Source organism: Acholeplasma equifetale ATCC 29724 (assembly GCF_000687735.1).
GTDB classification, from domain to species: domain Bacteria; phylum Bacillota_I; class Bacilli_A; order Acholeplasmatales; family Acholeplasmataceae; genus Acholeplasma; species Acholeplasma equifetale.
The window spans coordinates 149,279-166,969 of sequence record NZ_JHXL01000001.1 but is presented as its reverse complement, the minus strand read 5'-3'; the positions used below and the strand labels follow the sequence as shown (position 1 = coordinate 166,969).

General features: G+C 29.6%; 16 protein-coding genes and 1 riboswitch. Of the genes, 5 read left to right on the top strand and 11 right to left on the bottom strand.

Annotated features, from left to right (window positions below; all coding sequences use genetic code 11):
• The first annotated feature begins 2 nt into the window (after positions 1-2).
• Both T434_RS07340 and T434_RS0100840 read left to right on the top strand, forming a co-directional pair.
• A complete protein-coding gene (locus T434_RS07340) occupies positions 3-1,388 on the top strand; it encodes a sugar ABC transporter permease (RefSeq protein ID WP_051614268.1) in 1,386 nt (461 codons plus the stop codon).
• Between the two features lie 3 nt (positions 1,389-1,391).
• On the top strand, positions 1,392-2,669 hold the full coding sequence (locus T434_RS0100840) for an alpha-amylase family glycosyl hydrolase (protein WP_026399499.1): 1,278 nt from the start codon (positions 1,392-1,394) through the stop codon (positions 2,667-2,669).
• A 122-nt stretch (positions 2,670-2,791) separates the two neighbouring features.
• On the opposite strand, the gene T434_RS0100835 is transcribed toward T434_RS0100840, so the two are convergent.
• Complete coding sequence (locus T434_RS0100835; RefSeq protein ID WP_162150568.1) at positions 2,792-4,597, bottom strand: glycoside hydrolase family 13 protein; 1,806 nt, start codon at positions 4,595-4,597, stop codon at positions 2,792-2,794.
• A gap of 126 nt (positions 4,598-4,723) precedes the next feature.
• On the opposite strand from T434_RS0100835, the gene T434_RS06315 reads away from it, so the two are divergent.
• Positions 4,724-6,418, top strand: a complete 1,695-nt coding sequence (locus T434_RS06315; protein WP_162150567.1) for a glycoside hydrolase family 13 protein — start codon at positions 4,724-4,726, stop codon at positions 6,416-6,418.
• Entirely contained in the window at positions 6,415-7,887 is a 1,473-nt protein-coding gene (malQ, locus tag T434_RS0100825; RefSeq protein ID WP_026399497.1) for a 4-alpha-glucanotransferase, read from the top strand. The genes T434_RS06315 and malQ overlap by 4 nt, the downstream gene beginning before the upstream one ends.
• A gap of 22 nt (positions 7,888-7,909) precedes the next feature.
• On the opposite strand, the gene T434_RS0100820 is transcribed toward malQ, so the two are convergent.
• Both T434_RS0100820 and T434_RS0100815 read right to left on the bottom strand, forming a co-directional pair.
• Positions 7,910-8,722, bottom strand: a complete 813-nt coding sequence (locus T434_RS0100820) for an oxidoreductase (protein ID WP_026399496.1) — start codon at positions 8,720-8,722, stop codon at positions 7,910-7,912.
• 59 nt (positions 8,723-8,781) lie between these two features.
• Positions 8,782-9,411, bottom strand: a complete 630-nt coding sequence (locus T434_RS0100815; RefSeq protein WP_026399495.1) for a formate/nitrite transporter family protein — start codon at positions 9,409-9,411, stop codon at positions 8,782-8,784.
• 175 nt (positions 9,412-9,586) lie between these two features.
• On the opposite strand from T434_RS0100815, the gene T434_RS0100810 reads away from it, so the two are divergent.
• Positions 9,587-10,363 (top strand): pseudouridine synthase, encoded by a 777-nt coding sequence (locus tag T434_RS0100810; protein WP_084300991.1) that lies wholly within the window; start codon positions 9,587-9,589, stop codon positions 10,361-10,363.
• Here T434_RS0100810 and T434_RS06310 read toward each other — a convergent pair whose 3' ends face one another.
• The 8 genes from T434_RS06310 to T434_RS0100770 all read right to left on the bottom strand — a co-directional run bounded on the left by T434_RS06310 (position 10,364) and on the right by T434_RS0100770 (position 17,556).
• A complete protein-coding gene (locus T434_RS06310; RefSeq protein WP_162150566.1) occupies positions 10,364-11,197 on the bottom strand; it encodes an RluA family pseudouridine synthase in 834 nt (277 codons plus the stop codon). It lies immediately after the preceding gene.
• Positions 11,198-11,201: 4 nt separating this feature from the next.
• The gene (locus tag T434_RS06305) at positions 11,202-12,146 is read right to left on the bottom strand and encodes an alpha/beta hydrolase (protein ID WP_162150565.1); all 945 of its coding nucleotides are present in this window, start codon (positions 12,144-12,146) and stop codon (positions 11,202-11,204) included.
• Positions 12,147-12,218: 72 nt separating this feature from the next.
• Complete coding sequence (locus tag T434_RS0100795; RefSeq protein ID WP_245588307.1) at positions 12,219-12,509, bottom strand: HD-GYP domain-containing protein; 291 nt, start codon at positions 12,507-12,509, stop codon at positions 12,219-12,221.
• A gap of 238 nt (positions 12,510-12,747) precedes the next feature.
• Positions 12,748-13,299, bottom strand: coding sequence for a DEAD/DEAH box helicase family protein (locus tag T434_RS0100790; protein ID WP_026399492.1), 552 nt, complete (start codon positions 13,297-13,299; stop codon positions 12,748-12,750).
• A gap of 87 nt (positions 13,300-13,386) precedes the next feature.
• The gene (locus T434_RS0100785) at positions 13,387-13,803 is read right to left on the bottom strand and encodes an SRPBCC domain-containing protein (RefSeq protein WP_026399491.1); all 417 of its coding nucleotides are present in this window, start codon (positions 13,801-13,803) and stop codon (positions 13,387-13,389) included.
• A 77-nt stretch (positions 13,804-13,880) separates the two neighbouring features.
• Entirely contained in the window at positions 13,881-14,171 is a 291-nt protein-coding gene (locus T434_RS0100780; RefSeq protein ID WP_162150564.1) for a hypothetical protein, read from the bottom strand.
• A 77-nt stretch (positions 14,172-14,248) separates the two neighbouring features.
• Positions 14,249-14,337: riboswitch (SAM riboswitch) on the bottom strand.
• Between the two features lie 496 nt (positions 14,338-14,833).
• The gene (locus tag T434_RS0100775) at positions 14,834-17,176 is read right to left on the bottom strand and encodes a heavy metal translocating P-type ATPase (RefSeq protein ID WP_026399489.1); all 2,343 of its coding nucleotides are present in this window, start codon (positions 17,174-17,176) and stop codon (positions 14,834-14,836) included.
• 14 nt (positions 17,177-17,190) lie between these two features.
• Positions 17,191-17,556, bottom strand: coding sequence for an ArsR/SmtB family transcription factor (locus tag T434_RS0100770; RefSeq protein ID WP_025724738.1), 366 nt, complete (start codon positions 17,554-17,556; stop codon positions 17,191-17,193).
• Between the last annotated feature and the right edge of the window lie 135 nt (positions 17,557-17,691).

Here is a 17,691-nt window from a genome sequence, read left to right as displayed (position 1 = left end):
CTATGTTATTAGCTTACATTATTATATTTATTTTTCTACTAGCACTATTTACTAATTTTGGTTTACTTTTAGACTATGCACATAAAAAAGGATACGAACATAATTCAAAAGTAAAATGGATTTCATTAATTCCAATATATGGAAATAAATATGTTCATGCTTTACCAAATTTAAAATCAAATGTTACTAAGGAAGAATTTGACTATCTATTTAGTATTGAAATGATACTCAAAAAACTTGGATTAGTCGCAGTTTTATTAATTGCAGCAACTTTAATCATCATTCCCGTTTCATTACTAATTTATTTATCATTTAAGAGCAATTTTACATCATCCTTAATTATTACATTTACAGTCATACTTATATTCTTAATCCACCAAGGACTAGTAGTTGAATATGCTGAGAAAAAAGGGTATGAAGGAATCACACCAGGGTTAATTGGGTTAATTCCAGTTTATGGTTTCATTTATTATATTCAATTACCTAAACGTAGAAACACTGCTAAAGAGACGATTCGTTCTACATTTAGTATTAAAAACATTGGTAAAAAAGCTTTAATCAATGCTGAATTAACTTTTTTAGCTGTCATTATTTTAGTTCCAATCATTTACATTTTCGGTATGGCATTTAGCGAAACCCTATCTGATATTCCAAATACAATATGGCCAGAAACACCATCATTAAATGGTATAAAATATATATTTGGTCCTGATTCAAAATTTGGAACATGGTATTTAAATACATTAATCATCGCAGTCATTAATATGTTTATTGGTACTATTATTATTACTGGTGCAAGTTATGTATTTGCTAGATTCTCATTCAAAGGTAAAAAAGCAGGATTATTAACAATTTTAGTTTTACAAGCGTTCCCTTCATTTTTAGGATTAGTTGCAACTTACGTTCTATTCTGGAAGTTTGGTTTACTTGGACAACCAATATATCTTTCAATTTTATATATTGGAGGATCTATTCCAGGTAATATTTGGCTAATTAAAGGATTCCTAAGTCAAATACCAAAGGATTTAGATGAATCTGCTGAGATTGATGGTGCTTCTAAATTAAAAATCTTTGTGCATATTATACTTCCATTATCTATCCCAATATTAACATTTGTTGCAGTTAATATGTTCATGGCACCATGGATGGATTATATGTTACCGGGTTACTTACTTAATCAACCAGCACCTGGAACATCACTTGACAATATTCAAAATCAATGGACACTTGCTGTAGGTATATTCTCATTTATTAATGGTCAATATGATCTTAACTATCCAGCGTTTGCTGTTGCAGCTTTAATCGTCGGATTACCAATAGCATTAATTTATTTAATCTTCCAACGTTACTTAATTGAAGGAATTATGGCAGGAGCTACAAAAGGATAATTTATGGCTAAAAATACAGATATTAAACTTAGAAATCAAATTGTATATCAAGTATTTGTTCGTCAACATTCAAAAACTGGTAATTTTCAAGGACTTATCGATGATTTAGATCGAATTAATTCTTTAGGTGTTGATATTGTTTATCTTTTACCATTCCATAAAATTGGACAAAAAGATAGAAAAGGTTCTAAGGGAAGCCCTTATTCAATTTATGATTATTATTCAATTGATCCGGATTATGGAACGCTTGATGATTTCATAAAATTAAAAGAAGAAATTCATAAAAGAGATATGAAACTAATGATAGATATCGTATTTAATCACACATCAAGAGATTCAATTTTAACTCAAACACATCCTGAGTGGTTCTATCGTAACCCTGATGGTACATTTAAAAATAGAGTTGGTGATTGGAGCGATATTACGGATCTTGATTTTAACAATCGCGATGTTTGGGAATATTTGATTACAGTACTTAAATATTGGGCTCAATATGTTGATGGATTTCGTTGTGATGTAGCGCCATTACTTCCAATTGATTTCTGGATTGAAGCAAGAGAAAAAGTGAGCGTCATTAATCCAAATTTAATATGGCTTACTGAATCTGTTGAATTAGGATTTATAAAATATTTAAGAGATATAGGATTCGATGCTAGTACAGATTCTCAAATGTATGAAGCATTTGATGTATGTTATGATTATGATATTTATTCATTCATGAATGGATATTTAAATCATTCAAATTCATTAGAGCGTTACTTATACGAAATATGGCGTCAAGAAGCAGTATATCCAAAAAATTATGTAAAACTTCGTTCATTTGAAAACCATGACCAAGAACGTCTTGCAAGTAAAACTAAAGATGAAAATCAATTAATCCATATGACTGCTTTACAGTTCTTCTTACGTGGTATGCCAATGATTTATGCAGGTCAAGAACATAAAATTAGTAAACGTCCTGATTTATTTGAAATTGATCCAATTCAATGGAATAAAGAAAATTCAATTGAACCACTAATACAAAAATTAGCTCAAATAAAAAAAGACCCACTCTTTATTAATGGAATATTTGAAGTCGTTAAATCAAAGGATGTTGCAGTACTTTCATACAAAAACGATAAAGAAACTATGTATGGTATATTCAATTTAGAAAATATTAATGAAATAGACCTTAATATTAAAGATGGCTCATATCTTAATTTAATTAATGATGAAAACATTGAAGTACGTAATCAAAAAATTAAACTTAATCAAAATCCTATCATTTTCAAAGTTAAATAATTAAAAAAGTTGATAGTTATCTATCAACTTTTTATTTTAGATATATAAATTATTGTGTGGTAACAATATACCTATCCATTATAGTGTGGTATACCACACAATTTTTTAAAGGGCCTTTATTTTCAATATAATTTTTTAAGTAATAATATTTCGTATGGATATAATGTAATTTCCTCATGTATAGAAATTGTTCGTTCTTTAACTAAATCTAAATATTCTCCTGTTGCTAGTGGATTAATTTTTAACTTATAATCATGTGGTTCATCATTTAATAACACTAAAATCAATTCATCATTTTTACGTTTATAAAATGAAATATTATTAGGATCCATAAAATGATAATCATAATCAGCAAATGTTTCATGATTACGTCTTAATTCAATTAAACGTTTTATATAATTTCTTAACTCATGATTCCATTCTTTTTCATCCCATATGAAACAACGACGATTATCCGGATCATGATCACCTGTTAGACCAATTTCTGAACCATAATATATGTTTGGTGCACCAGCTGATAAAAACATGATTGTATATGCTATTTTTAATCTATTTACATTGTCATCTAGACGTCTTAACATACGTACTGTATCATGTGTATCTAATAAATTAAACATATTTTCCATAACGTTTTTAGGTGTTAAAGCTAAATACTTCTGAATTTCAGATTGAAATTCTGAAGCATCTATTTTACGTTCAAAATATTGCCATATTGGAATTGTTAAATCGTAATTCATGACACTATCCATCTGATCGCCACGTAACCACGGTAATGATGAATCCCAATTTTCTCCAAAAATAAATGTATTTGGATTTGCTTTTCTTGATGTTTCTTTAATTTTTCTTAAAAAATCATGACTGATTTCATTACTTACATCAAGTCTCCATCCATCAATATCGTATTCTTCAATCCAATACTTAACAACACCTAATAAGTGTTCTTGAACTAATGGATTATCTGTGTTCCATTTAGGCATAAATGGTGTATATGCGAAAGTTCTATAATTAGGTCTTAAATCACGTGTTACTATAGGTTGACCGTTTTGATCAATATCAAAATTAATTATTGGGTCTTTATCTAAAAAGAAACAATCGGCATATTTGGATTTACGACCGTTTTTTACAACATCTTGCCACCAAGGGTGAAACCATCCGCAATGGTTGAATACAGCATCTAAAACAACTTTAATATCTTGTTCATGTGCAGCTTTTACAAACTCTTTGAATGTTTCATTCGATCCAAATTGAGGATCTATTTGATAATAATCTGTTGTATCATATTTGTGCGCACTTGGTGATAAAAATATCGGTGTAAAATATATCCCAGTAATGCCTAAGTCTTTGAGATATGGTAATTTTTCCTTAACTCCTTCGATGTCACCACCATATAATTCATTATTTTTAACAGGTAAGTTCCCCCACGTTAAATCTGATTTCTTATTTTTTGAATAGAATCTATCAGGAAAAATTTGATACCATATTGTATTTTTAACCCATTCTGGGGTTTGAGGCAAATCTTCTTTATTTAAATATGGGAAGTTAAAATAATTTGAAAGATCATAAAAACTTCCTTCTTTAAATTCATTTTTTTGAACTTGATAAACTTCATGTAGTCTTTTTGAACCATAAAAATATGTCACATTTTGTTTTACTAAAACAAATGCATATTTCATTCTGTAATCTTTAGGTTCAATTTCAACAAAATAATAGTCAAAATCATTTGTTTGATATCTTTTAACCATTTCTTTCATTTCATGATTCCACTGAGCTTTTCCATTATGATAAGTCCAGTCGAATGGATCACCAAAATTTATATATACTTGATCAATATCATTTTTAGCTGTACGGAATAAAATATGAATACGTTTTTCATCATATGCATATGCGTATTCAGATTTTGGTTGATGGAATAATGCGTGTTTATTCATGCTTTGTTTACCTCCAATTTCATTATATCATTTTATATTACATCATATAAAAAATATGTAACCGCTATCATATTTTATGGTCATTTATAATTTGATAAAATTATATTGTAGAAAGAAGGTTTCATCATGACTGAAAAATGGTGGATGAGTGCCGTTGGTTATCAAATTTATATTAAGAGCTTTTTCGATGCTAATGGCGATGGTATTGGAGATTTAAAAGGTATCGAAGAAAAATTAGATTACTTACATGATTTAGGTGTAAATTTAATTTGGATTACACCTTTTTATGATTCTCCTATGGATGATAATGGTTACGATGTCCGTGACTATTTTAAGGTCGCTAAAGAGTATGGTACAATTGAAGATTTTAAATCCATGCTCAAAAAAGCAAAATCGCTCGGTATTCACGTTATATTAGATTTTGTATTAAATCATACAAGTGATGAACATACTTGGTTTATAGAATCAAGAAAATCTAAAGATAATCCATATCGAGATTTTTACATTTGGCAAAAACCACGATATGAAAATGGTATTCGTAAAGAACCAACCAATTGGGGGTCATTCTTTGGTGGTTCTGCATGGAAATATGATGAAAACACAGATGAATATTACATGAAAATATTTTCTGATAAAATGCCTGATTTGAATTGGAAAAATCCAAAAGTAATCGATGCAATGATTGAGGTTGGTAAATGGTGGTTAGATTTAGGTATTGATGGTTTTAGAATAGATGCTGTTAGTCATTTAGATAGAGCTGAATTTGTCGATTCTACTCACAGTAAAGATATCGTACTTGATTGGAATAAGTTTTCAAATCTTCCAAAAGTTCATGAATATTTAAAAATTTTAAATGAACGTTTATTTAAACCATATCATGCATACACTATTGGTGAAGTAGGCGGTGCAGCAAGTATTGAAGAAGCAATAAAATATGCATCATTTGATTCAAATGAACTTTCTATGGTTTTTAATTTCGATCATAATTGGTGTAATAATATTCATGATATTGATGATTTAAAAGATTTAAAAGTTAATGTGAAGGCACTTAAAGATGTCTTCTTCCGCTGGCAAAACACATTTAAAAGAATTGGTTGGTTGCCACTAAACTGGTTAAACCATGATCAACCTAGAGTCGTTTCTCATTACGGTTCATTAGAATATCATAAAGAGTCAGCCAAAATGCTAGCAAATTTATTGTATTTAAAGCGTGGTACACCGTTTATTTATCAAGGTGAAGAGATTGGAATGACAAATTATCCATTCACTAAATTTAAAGAATTTAATGATATTTCTACTATCAATCAACATAAAGATAAATTTAATGATCCAAATGTTGATGAATTAAAATTAGCTAAAAAAATTGGTATGACCTCAAGAGACAATCCAAGAACAATGATGCAATGGAGTAATAAACCTTACGCAGGATTTTCTAAGGTTAAACCTTGGTTTTTAGTCAATCCAAATTATGAATCAATTAACGTTGAAAGTCAAATCAATGACCCAAATTCAATTCTAAATTATTATCGTCAATTGATTAATTTAAGACGTCAGTCAATATATAAAGATTTAATTATTTTTGGTGATTATGAAATTATTGATTATGAAAATGAAAAAGTATTTACATATAAACGTTCTAATGAAAACCAAATACTTCTTTCAATCAATAGTTTTTCAAAAGAAACCGAATATTTTGATATGACAAATTATGAAATTGTAAATTTTGTTATACATAATTATAACGATATACTAATAGAAAATAATAAAATAATATTAAGACCTTTCGAAGCGTTAGCTATCGAAGTAAAGGAGAAAAAATGAGAACTTCAGGTATATTATTACATATTTCTGCGTTACCAAGCCCTTACGGTATCGGAACATTTGGTAAGGAAGCTTATAAATTTGTAGACAAACTTAAAAAAGCGAATCAAACCTACTGGCAAATCTTACCATTAGGTCCCACTTCTTATGGTGATTCACCATATCAAACTTTTAGTGCGTTTGCATTAAACCCTTATTTTATTGATCTTGATATGCTAATTAGTGATGGTCTTTTATCAAAAAAAGATATCATTGACTCTGAAACAGAAAATTTTAGAGTAGATTTTGAAAAACTATATCACGAACGATTTGTCGTATTAAGAAAAGCATTTCAAAATTTTGATCAAACTCATCCTGACTACTTAAACTTTATACAAAACGAAAAATATTGGCTAGAAGACTATGCTTTATTTATGAGTATTAAATCCGAACAAAACGGACGTAGTTGGATTGAATGGCCTGAGGAATTAAGATTAAGAAATGAAAATGTCATTAATAATTTTAAGGAAATCTTAAATACAGAAATTGAATTTCAATATTTTATTCAATACAAAGCTTATGAACAATGGAATAAATTAAAAAACTATGCAAATCATCACGGTATTAAAATTATTGGTGATATGCCTATTTATGTTGCACTTGATTCATCTGATGTTTGGACTAAACCACATATTTTCCAACTTGATGAACGAAGAATTCCAACACATGTTGCAGGTGTTCCACCTGATAACTACTCAGTAGATGGTCAACTTTGGGGGAATCCATTATATCGTTGGGATGTATTAGAAGAAAACCATTTTGATTGGTGGATTGATCGCGTTAAATCAAATGTTAAATTGTTTGATATGATTAGAATTGACCACTTTATTGGTTTTGTAAATTACTTTTCTATACCATATACTGATACAACTGCTCGAAATGGTGAATGGAAAAAAGGCCCAGGACGCAAGTTATTCGATGAAATTAAACGACAATTGGGTGATTTACCAATTATTGCAGAAGATCTAGGTGCTGTAACTGATGAAGTTAGAGAACTATTACGCTATACAAATTTCCCAGGAATGAAGCTTCTACAATTTGCATTTGATTCTCGCGAAGAATCTGACTATATTCCACATTTATATTCAAAAAATATTTTCGCATACACTGGAACACATGATAATCCAACCACTAAAGAATGGTTTAAAACTTTGAATAAAAGTGATTATAAATATTGCTTAAATTATATTAATCATCAAAAAGGATCTAAAGTTGATTCCTTAATCAAAGAAACTTTAAAATCAATAGCTGATACTGCTATAATTCCTATGCAAGATTATTTAAATTTAGGTGCTGAAGGTAGATTTAATTTACCATCGACTTTAGGCAATCATAACTGGACATGGCGTATGAAAAAAGATCAATTCAATACTAAAATTTTAAATAAAATAAAGAGTTTTACTCATTTATACGGTAGAGATAATAAGTAAAGAAGCCAAATTTGGCTTCTTTTTATCTTTTTAATAGTATCCAATCTAATACTTTATCTGGTAATATCCATCTTGCAAAAACTGCAGTTTTAGATAGCTTACCACACAAATATCTTGTTTTTGGTTTTTTACGTGTAATTGCCTTAAAAAGAACTTTAGATACAACTATCGGATCTGAACCAACATGACGTTTAATATAGTCATTTTCAGCTTGCTTTTTAACTCTTTCTAATAGATTACTATAAGGTGAATTCTCAAACTTCTTTGCATCTTGATATGTTTTTTGTGCAAATTCACTCTTAATTAATCCAGGTTCAATTAAGACAACTTTAATACCATATTGTTTAACCTCTAATCTTAAACAATCACTATATGCTTCTAAAGCAAACTTTGATGCGTGATACCAGCCACCTAAAAGTGATGTGATTTTACCACCAATCGATGATGTGTTAATGATTCTTCCACTTTTTTGATTTCTCATATAAGGAAGTACCATTTGAGTTAATCTTGCAAGCGAAAAAAGATTTACATCAAATTGATATTTTGCATCTTCAATTGAAATATCCTCAAGTGGTCCAAATAATCCGAAACCTGCATTATTAAATAACACATCGATTCTACCTTCAGTCCTTAAAATTAAATTAACTGCATTTAAGCGATCTTCTTCTTTAGTTATATCCATTTGAATTGGTATAATTCCATATTGTTTTAACGACTCTAATCGTTCAATACGTCTTGCAGCTGCATAAACTTTCATACCTTTTTGAGCCAAGTAGATTGCAGCATTCATGCCAATTCCACTTGATGCACCTGTAATTAAAACAACTTTTTCCATATCTCCACCTCAAAACAATTTTAACATAAAAAAAAGCGATGCTATTTAATATGCAACGCTTACTTAAGATGTGCTTTTTGTTCTAAAAAGTTTAAAATGACTGCTCCAATCAAATTACCTAGTGCCATAACTAATAATGATATTAAGATATGTAATGAAATTTGACCTGATATAACAACATAAATAATATTTGCGATAGAGTGTTCAAATCCACTTAAAATAAAAATTATAACTGCAAATGATAAAATAACGTTAGCACTAATTGGATTTTTAGCACGTTTGAATCCCTCAACTCCTAAATACATCATCATACCACATAGTATCGCTTTAAATAACATATTAATATATGTTGATTCAAATTTATGACTTACAAGTGCTTGTGCAGTTTCAATTAAATTGGACATATCACCAAAGTATAGACATAATGCAATAAATATACCACCTAATGTGTTACCAATCAATATAATAAGTATATCAATCAAATATGAAGGTTTTTCATCAATGATATATGCTACTCTACCTGTATATAGTTTGTAATCAAAATTACATATAACTAATAATCCAAAACTAAATAATAATGCGCCCATAATTGGGTTTATTGATTTTAAACTTAAATATATTGCAGATCCAATACCAATCATTAATCCTGCTAGTATCGCTTTAATAAGGGTTTCTATATAATGTTTCATGTTGTATCCTTCTTTCCACATATTATTATAAATATTTACTTAAAATACTCAAGTAAAGTTATAAAAAAATGAGTAAATTAAAACGGTTCATATAAAAAGATGAGCATTGAATTGATTTTACATTGTAAAGAATGTGATTTTTTGATAAAATAAATCGGTTAATTGAGGTGATATTATGTTTGCAAAACTCTATAATAAAAATTCAAAAAGTCAAGTAAATATTCAACATCAGTCACGTGAATTATATCGATTAAATAAATTCATCTCTGATTGCGGCGTAGCATCTCGTAGAGAGGCTGATGAAATGATTCAGTTTGGAAGAGTTAAAGTAAATGGTGTTACTGCAACTTTAGGAATGAAAATCACCGATAATGACGTTGTAACCCTAGATAATCAAGTTATAACGCTCCTACAAAAAAAAGTTTATTTAGCGTTAAATAAACCAAAGGGTATTGTATCAACTACAGATACAAGTATTAATGGTAATATGGTGACATTTATGAATCTTCCTTACAAGATTTTTCCGATAGGAAGATTAGATAAAGATACCGAAGGCCTAATCCTATTAACAAATGATGGTGATATCGTCAATAAAATTTTAAGAGCTGAAAACGGTCATGAAAAAGAATATATTGTAACTGTTGATAAACCTATTACAAAAGAATTCAAATATAATATGGAAAACGGTGTAAACATTTATAATCCCGTCCGACATGCCAACCAAAAAACGCTTCCTGCAAAAGTTACAGTTGTTTCCGACTATGTATTCAAACTTTGTATTAAACAGGGTTTAAATCGCCAAATTCGTCGAATGGCAGACGCATTAGGATATCATGTTATAGATTTAAAACGAATTCGCATTATGCATATTCAGTTAAAAGATTTACCAACAGGATATTATCGTCATTTAACTGATGATGAATTAATGAAATTAAACGAAAAAATAAAGTAATCAATAAGGTATATTATCCTTAATGATTACTTTTTCTTTTGTCTTATAGTCTATGAATTCTAAATAATAAGCATACAATTCAAGTTTTTCTCCACCGTTGCCATAAATTGAATCACCAACAATAGGATGATAAATCGATGAAAAATGAGCACGAATTTGATGTGTTCTACCGGAGTGTAAAGTAATGTCTAAAATTGAATTTTCGTTAGAATATTTAATTAATTTATAACTTGTTTTTGATGGTTGTCCTTTTGGATCAACTATCATTTTATTTAGTTTTTTATTCATAGAAAGAGGTTTATCAATAACGCCACTTTGATTTATTTTACCCTCCACCATTGCGTAATATTTTTTAATTATTTTTCTTTCTTCAAAAAGTTTAGATAAATAGGATAAACTTATAAAGTTTTTTGCAAATAAAACAATTCCTTCTGTATCAACATCCAAACGATGAACTGGTAATACTTTGTGCTGATAGTTCTTCTTTTGCATATAATAAGCTACTCGACTTGTTAAATGATCTTTATTTAATCCATCTGAATGTGTTAATAAACCTCTAGGTTTTTTAACAGCTAAATAATCACTATTTTCATATAATATTTCAATTGAGTTTGGACTGACTTCATCATCATTTTCATCTATTAATAAAATTTCTAGAATGTCATGCAATTTTAATTGATACATAGAATGTGTTGGTATACCATTTACGAAAAAAAATCTTAATTGAGAATATTCATGAATAATCTTTTTACCAACTCCTAAATTTGATAAATAATCTTTAATTGTTATATTTGAATTTTCTTTTGTAATGTAAATAGTTAAATAATCATTCATATTTTCATCCTTTATCTAATACGTCTTTAATGCTATTTATAAGAAATAATTTTGCATCCTTAGCAATTGAAGATTTAGGATGCATCTGATCAAAGGCATGATAACCACCTTCAAAAATTTTAAAGTATGTTTTAACCCCTGTTTTCTGTAATCGATTAACATAATCAATTACCTCATCTTTAAAAGGCTCAACAGAGCCAACATAACTTATAAATGTTGGTAAATTTGATAAGTCGGTCGCTCTTGCTGGTGCAGCATAATAAGGAACATTATTTTCACCAAATAAATCACCTAAATAAAATTTCCATCCCATTTCATTTGATTTTGAATTCCATATTGGATCAATTAAGTTTTTAGAAGATTCAGTAATCATACGGTCATCAATCATTGGATATAATGGAATTTGAAGCATTATTGGTATTTCATTTTTATCTCTTGCATAAAGTGACAATGCACATGCTAAACCACCACCTGCTGAATCACCACCAACAATGATTTTGTTTTTATCAATCATGTACATATTACCAAAATGATACATAAATTTTAAAGCTTCATAGCAATCATATAAAGCTTCAGGATATGGTTTATCAATGGATAATGTATAATCTGGTGATATGATAACAGCATTTGTTTCTTCAATCAATGTTTCAAATAATTTTTCATTCATTTCAGGTGTTCCAAGACCATAACCACCACCATGCATCCAAAGGATACCAGGTGCATTATATTTTCTTACCTTTTTTGCATATATGCAAATTCTTAATAAACTGCCATCATTTTTTTTAATGAATCGTTCTTCAAAAAAAAGGTCTAGATTACATTTACCTTTTTTACGATTAAAATAAGCTTTGGCTAATTTCAATGTATTTAATTGATAACTTGGTAGGAAAAACTTAAAAAACGCTGCAGGTATTCTAAGTTCCTTATGTATTTCATTGTTCTTACTCATATTCACCCTACTACTATTATATATGATTTAAAATAAAAAACACCTTAGTGCTAGGTGTTTTCATCTTAAAAATTACTTCTTATTTTTTGATGAATCATAAATTAATTCAAAATTCATATGAATTTGACTAAATAAATTTAGAATTCTAGGATCAAAGTGACCTTCAGATTCTTTAGTTATAATGTATACTGTTTCATCATGAGAAAATGCTCTTTTATATGGTCTTACAGAACGTAGAGCGTCGTAAACGTCAACTATCGCCATAATTCTAGCTGATAAAGGTATTTCATCTCCCTTTAAACCTTCATTATATCCACTACCATCATATCGTTCATGGTGATATTTAGCTATTTCAATCCCCATTTTGATGAACATATTTTTGATATGCTTCTATGGTTATTTGATCAAATGATTCATTGACGTCTAATAATTTGAATAATGTATTATCAATTCTTAATGTATTTGTTACAACATAATATTCAAAAAATATAACATCATCATTTTCTATTTTAGAAAACTCTATTGATAAAAATTACCTTTCTACATTTTATAAACTCAAATTCATTTTAACATAGAAGGATGTAAAACCGCTTTGATATTGCTATAAATCGAAAATTTTTATTATCTTTTGAACAACTTCACTAGGTGACAAATTTTCATTATTGATTTTTAAATAATTTTTGAATGGAATTTCCCCATCATAACTGTTTAATCTATATTTAGAGTCTTCATCAAGTAAACGTTTATCACTTAATTCAATATCTCGCTTTGAAGGTTTATGTTTTAATCGATTCTCCGTTTTATTTCGATAGAGTCTTGTTTCTTGACTTGCTTCTAACTCAATATAATAAGTTTCCCATCCGTGAGACTCAAATAAATTTTTATATTTATAAACAAAATCCCAGTCCTTTATATAATCAAATGCCCACATGAAAGTAAATATAACACCTTCAATTTCACTTTTTGCAAAAGATTCAAATAGGATATCCCTAATTTGATTTATTGTGTTACTTTCATAAAAACCAAGTGTTTCTATAACAAATTCAATTGTAATATGATTATGAAAGAGTTTATATCCTTTAAGTTTTGCTAATTCTTGACCTACAGACATCTTCCCAACTGCTCCTGGACCAAATATATTAATAAATTTCATAAACTTCACATCCATTCATAAATTTGCTATAAGTTTTTTATTATATATATATTATTATATAGAAAAAAACACCTAAATTTTAGGTGTTTATAAAGATTCAGTATATAATTTGAAATTATCTAAAATCGATTGCCAACCCATTTGTTGTAATTCTTTAGGATTTTCTTTTTCAGGATCAAAGAAAATAAAAATTTCAGTACCTTCAAGATGTTTTCTAAAGTAGACGTCTACTTCTCGTCCATCTGTCATGACATAGGCAAAAAATGATGGTTTTTCTATTTTTGTATAAATACCTTCAAAATCAAATGAATATTTATCGTCATTGGATGACATTCTATAGGTGAATTTTCCTCCAACAACTAAATCATTCATTGCTGTTGGACAATACCAATCATCAGATGCATGATTCCAATTTATGATATGTTTTGGATTATGATAAACATCCCAAACATATTCAACATTTTTTTTAACCAAAGTTTGTACTAATAAGCGATCTTTTAACATCTTTTCACCTACCTTTTTTACATTTTATTATAAAAGTAGGTGTTTTTTATTAAATTTACTTTAAAATAACCATTATTTTATTTTTTTATCATATTTAGTGCATCTGAAAACTTATGCATATAAGGTTTATCTTCTTCTGTCATATCCATAATTGTATTATCAATTATTCTTGAAACTAGTACTTTTGTTTTTGGTTCAAACTCTTTGTGAGGAAGATATACGTATAAATATCTTCTATCATCAATAGTTAAAGTATCAATATTACAGTTGCTTACAACATCTAGAAAACGATTAATTGGTACACATATACTCACAGATGATTCCTTTATTTTTAACTCATTATGTACGACATATACCAAATATTCCATTATATAATTCATTATTTTCCTTTCTACCAAAAAGAAAACACCATCGATGACGGTGTTTTTATATGTCGACCTATAAACCACCATCATTCAAGCATTAGCACCTTACGAATTTTTGCAGGTTGCTGAAGGGTCTTAGAGCTTGTCTCTCACCTTCTCTTTATGGTAATTTCATTATAAAAATTTATGATTCAGTCGTTAATACTTTTGATTTTTAAGTTTTAAGAAACCAATATTCTCAATGTGCGTTGAAAAAACCATATTGCTTAAAAAATCAACCTTGTGTGTATTGAAGTAACATCAAAATCAACTAAAATATGTTTCCTCTTACATGGTTGAACTGATGGCTAAAGTACCAAAGTAACATATTTTTTGGTTTTTATGCTAAATTGCCAATACGAACTACACTCATTTTATCTCATCACCTAAAGAGTATTCAAAAGGGTTTAAGTCCTCCGTCACTCTACTGTCTAAGGTTTTGAGGTTTAATACAACTTTAGCACCCTATCCTTCAAATCGTGTAAAAATTTTAGCACCCTAGTGTCATATATATGTAATTTTCTAGAACCCTTAATTTATGGCTTAATGAAGCTGTTTTTATTAGAGACTTGTTAAAAAACATAGCCGTAAATTGAATAAACTCTATTAAGTTAGTATAATTTAAGTTAATTTTTTATTTTATAGTTATATTTGAGTACTCTCATTGCATTTAGTACTGCTAATAATGACACCCCGACATCAGCAATCACGGCTTCCCACATAGTTGCGATTCCGACAGCTCCTAAGGCTAGAAACAAGAGTTTAACTCCTAATGCGAAGTATATGTTTTGCCATACAATCTTTCTAGTTCTTTTTGCCACAAAGACCGCAGCACCTATCTTAGAAGGTTCATCATTCATAATCACGACATCAGCTACATCGATGGCTGCATCGGCACCGAGTCCACCCATAGCAATTCCAATATCAGCTCTCGCTAATACTGGTGTATCGTTGATACCATCACCTACAAAGAACAGCTTCCCTCTGCTCGATTTTTGGAGTAATAACTTCTCTACAATATTGAGCTTATCTTCAGGCAACAATTCGCTATGAATTTCATCGATATCTAACTCTTGTCCAACTGTATCAGCAACTAATTTCTTATCACCAGTTAGCATGACAGTTTTTTTAATGCCCAATGATTTCAACATTTTGATAGCTGCTTTTGAGTCTTTCTTTATCTGATCTGAGACAACAATATTTCCAACATATTTTCCATTGATAGCGATGTATATAATCGAACCCAATGCAATAGATTCCTTGAATTCAACACCCTCTCTTTTCATCAATCTAGCATTCCCGATTGCAATGATATCATTTTGATAGGCTGCTTTTATACCGTGTCCAGATATTTCTTCAACATCAGTTATTAAACTTTGATCTATTTCTTTATTGTATTTATTGACGACTGAGACAGCGATAGGATGATTAGAAAAACTTTCCACATACGCTGCTTTTTCAAGTAACTCTTCTTGTGTTGCACCATTAGCTGTATTAATTTCAGTCACTGTAAAAGTTCCTTCAGTCAATGTGCCAGTCTTATCAAAAACTGCAATCTCAATGTTATTTAATGCTTCTAGGTAGTTTCCACCTTTAACTAAGATACCATTTCTTGATGCAGCTCCAATACCACCAAAGAAACCAAGCGGAATCGATACAACGAGTGCACATGGACACGAAATAACTAAGAATATAAGTGCTCTGTAGATCCATTCCTCAAAAGTTGCACCTTGTATAACGAGTGGTGGTATTACCGCAATCAAAACAGCCAACGAAGTGACGATTGGAGTATATACTCGTGCAAATTTAGTGATAAAATTCTCGGTTGGTGCTTTTTTGCTGGTTGCATTTTCAACCATTTCAAGTACCTTAGAAACAGTTGATTCGCTTGCGAGTTTGGTAACTTTAACGGTCAATAAACCATTGATATTAATACAACCAGAGAGTACCATCTCACCTTTTGTAACATTAACAGGCACAGATTCTCCTGTTAGAATTTTTGTGTCAATTGTGGAAGATCCTGACAACACTTCACCATCAAGCGGAATTCTTTCGCCTGGTTTAATGATCATTATCTCTCCAGTTTGAACGTCTTCAACACGCATTTCTACAGAAGTGTTGCCTTTTTTAATCGTTGCGACATCAGGTCTGATTGACATCAATTTTTTTATGGATCTTCTGGATCGATTGACTGCTACGTCTTGGAAAAATTCACCGACCTTATAAAAAATCATAACTGCAACTGCTTCAGGATGCTCTCCAATAGCAAATGCACCCATAGTTGCTATCGTCATTAAGAAGTTTTCATCGAACACCTTACCTCGATATATGTTATTGACTGCCTTCAGTACAACTTCTCCACCGATGATGAAATAACTTAGTATAAGTAATACATAACGAAAAATCATTCCTTCAGCAATCAATAATCCTCCAGTAAATAGTAAGATACCTATACCGAAGATGATTAAATCTTTCGTCATTGATGATTCTTCATCCACGTGATCTTCATTCTTCACATTTGATTGTGCTATCGTTACGCCAGGTTCAATTTTATCAATAATTTTTTGAACCTTTTCTTCTATACGTTTTTGATCTAGCGAATTTTTAAATTGAAGTGTCAGTTTTTTTGCTATAAAATCGACGTTGGCACCTAAAATTCCTTCGGTCTTGTTTAATTTTTCTTCAATCTTAGCCGCACAATTTGCACAGTCTAAACCATCTATTGCATAAATGACATTTGGGGTTAGTTCACATACCTCGACATCACCCTCTTCATCTTTCACAATTTTTTTAATCGTGTCAAATAGTCTTGCAGTATCAGTTGAATCCGCAACTTGTACCTTGATTTCTTTTGTAACAAAGTTTAAATAACCTTCCTCAACTCCGTTTAACTTCTTTATCTTTTGTTCAATCTTATTTGCACAACTCGCACAGCTAATTTCTGATAAACTATATTTAATCTCTTTCATGATTTTTCTCAATTCTACTTATGTTTTAGATGATTCATTGCTTGAGTTATTAACACGTGGACGTGGTCATCGTCAAGCGAGTAATAAACAACATTCCCCTCTTTTCGGTATTTAACCAAACGATTCTCTCTTAAGGTTTTCAATTGATGTGAGACAGCGGATTGACTGACATTGATCACAGCAGAGAGATCGCACACACACAACTCGGTTTCTTTTAATGCCAATATGATTTTCATTCTTGTGGGATCGCTAAATGTTTTGAAGAACAAAGTTAGCAGTGAAATAGATTCATTATCTAGTAAGTTTTTATGGGCTATTTCTATTTTTTCAGGGTGAAGAACATTACATTCACAAAACTCTATTATATCTTTTTGATCCATACTAATCTCCTATCTATATGAGCGTTCATTCATATAGATATATTGTATCACAACAAACTACGGAGTCAATAAAAACAACTTCTTTAGATGTTTCCACATTGATTTCGATATATTTCCACATTGGGCAAAAAGCAA

Bases quoted from the DNA above. Each gene is read 5' to 3' on its own strand.
- T434_RS0100780 (WP_162150564.1), bottom strand. From the start codon at position 14,171: ATGGAATATTTGGTATATGTCGTACATAATGAGTTAAAAATAAAGGAA.
- T434_RS0100820 (WP_026399496.1), bottom strand. From the start codon at position 8,722: ATGGAAAAAGTTGTTTTAATTACAGGTGCATCAAGTGGAATTGGCATG.
- T434_RS0100790 (WP_026399492.1), bottom strand. From the start codon at position 13,299: ATGAAATTTATTAATATATTTGGTCCAGGAGCAGTTGGGAAGATGTCT.
- T434_RS0100810 (WP_084300991.1), top strand. From the start codon at position 9,587: ATGTTTGCAAAACTCTATAATAAAAATTCAAAAAGTCAAGTAAATATT.
- T434_RS0100775 (WP_026399489.1), bottom strand. From the start codon at position 17,176: ATGAAAGAGATTAAATATAGTTTATCAGAAATTAGCTGTGCGAGTTGT.
- T434_RS06315 (WP_162150567.1), top strand. From the start codon at position 4,724: ATGACTGAAAAATGGTGGATGAGTGCCGTTGGTTATCAAATTTATATT.
- T434_RS0100770 (WP_025724738.1), bottom strand. From the start codon at position 17,556: ATGGATCAAAAAGATATAATAGAGTTTTGTGAATGTAATGTTCTTCAC.
- T434_RS0100835 (WP_162150568.1), bottom strand. From the start codon at position 4,597: ATGAATAAACACGCATTATTCCATCAACCAAAATCTGAATACGCATAT.
- T434_RS07340 (WP_051614268.1), top strand. From the start codon at position 3: ATGTTATTAGCTTACATTATTATATTTATTTTTCTACTAGCACTATTT.
- malQ (WP_026399497.1), top strand. From the start codon at position 6,415: ATGAGAACTTCAGGTATATTATTACATATTTCTGCGTTACCAAGCCCT.
- T434_RS06305 (WP_162150565.1), bottom strand. From the start codon at position 12,146: ATGAGTAAGAACAATGAAATACATAAGGAACTTAGAATACCTGCAGCG.
- T434_RS0100785 (WP_026399491.1), bottom strand. From the start codon at position 13,803: ATGTTAAAAGATCGCTTATTAGTACAAACTTTGGTTAAAAAAAATGTT.
- T434_RS0100840 (WP_026399499.1), top strand. From the start codon at position 1,392: ATGGCTAAAAATACAGATATTAAACTTAGAAATCAAATTGTATATCAA.
- T434_RS0100815 (WP_026399495.1), bottom strand. From the start codon at position 9,411: ATGAAACATTATATAGAAACCCTTATTAAAGCGATACTAGCAGGATTA.
- T434_RS06310 (WP_162150566.1), bottom strand. From the start codon at position 11,197: ATGAATGATTATTTAACTATTTACATTACAAAAGAAAATTCAAATATA.
- T434_RS0100795 (WP_245588307.1), bottom strand. From the start codon at position 12,509: ATGGGGATTGAAATAGCTAAATATCACCATGAACGATATGATGGTAGT.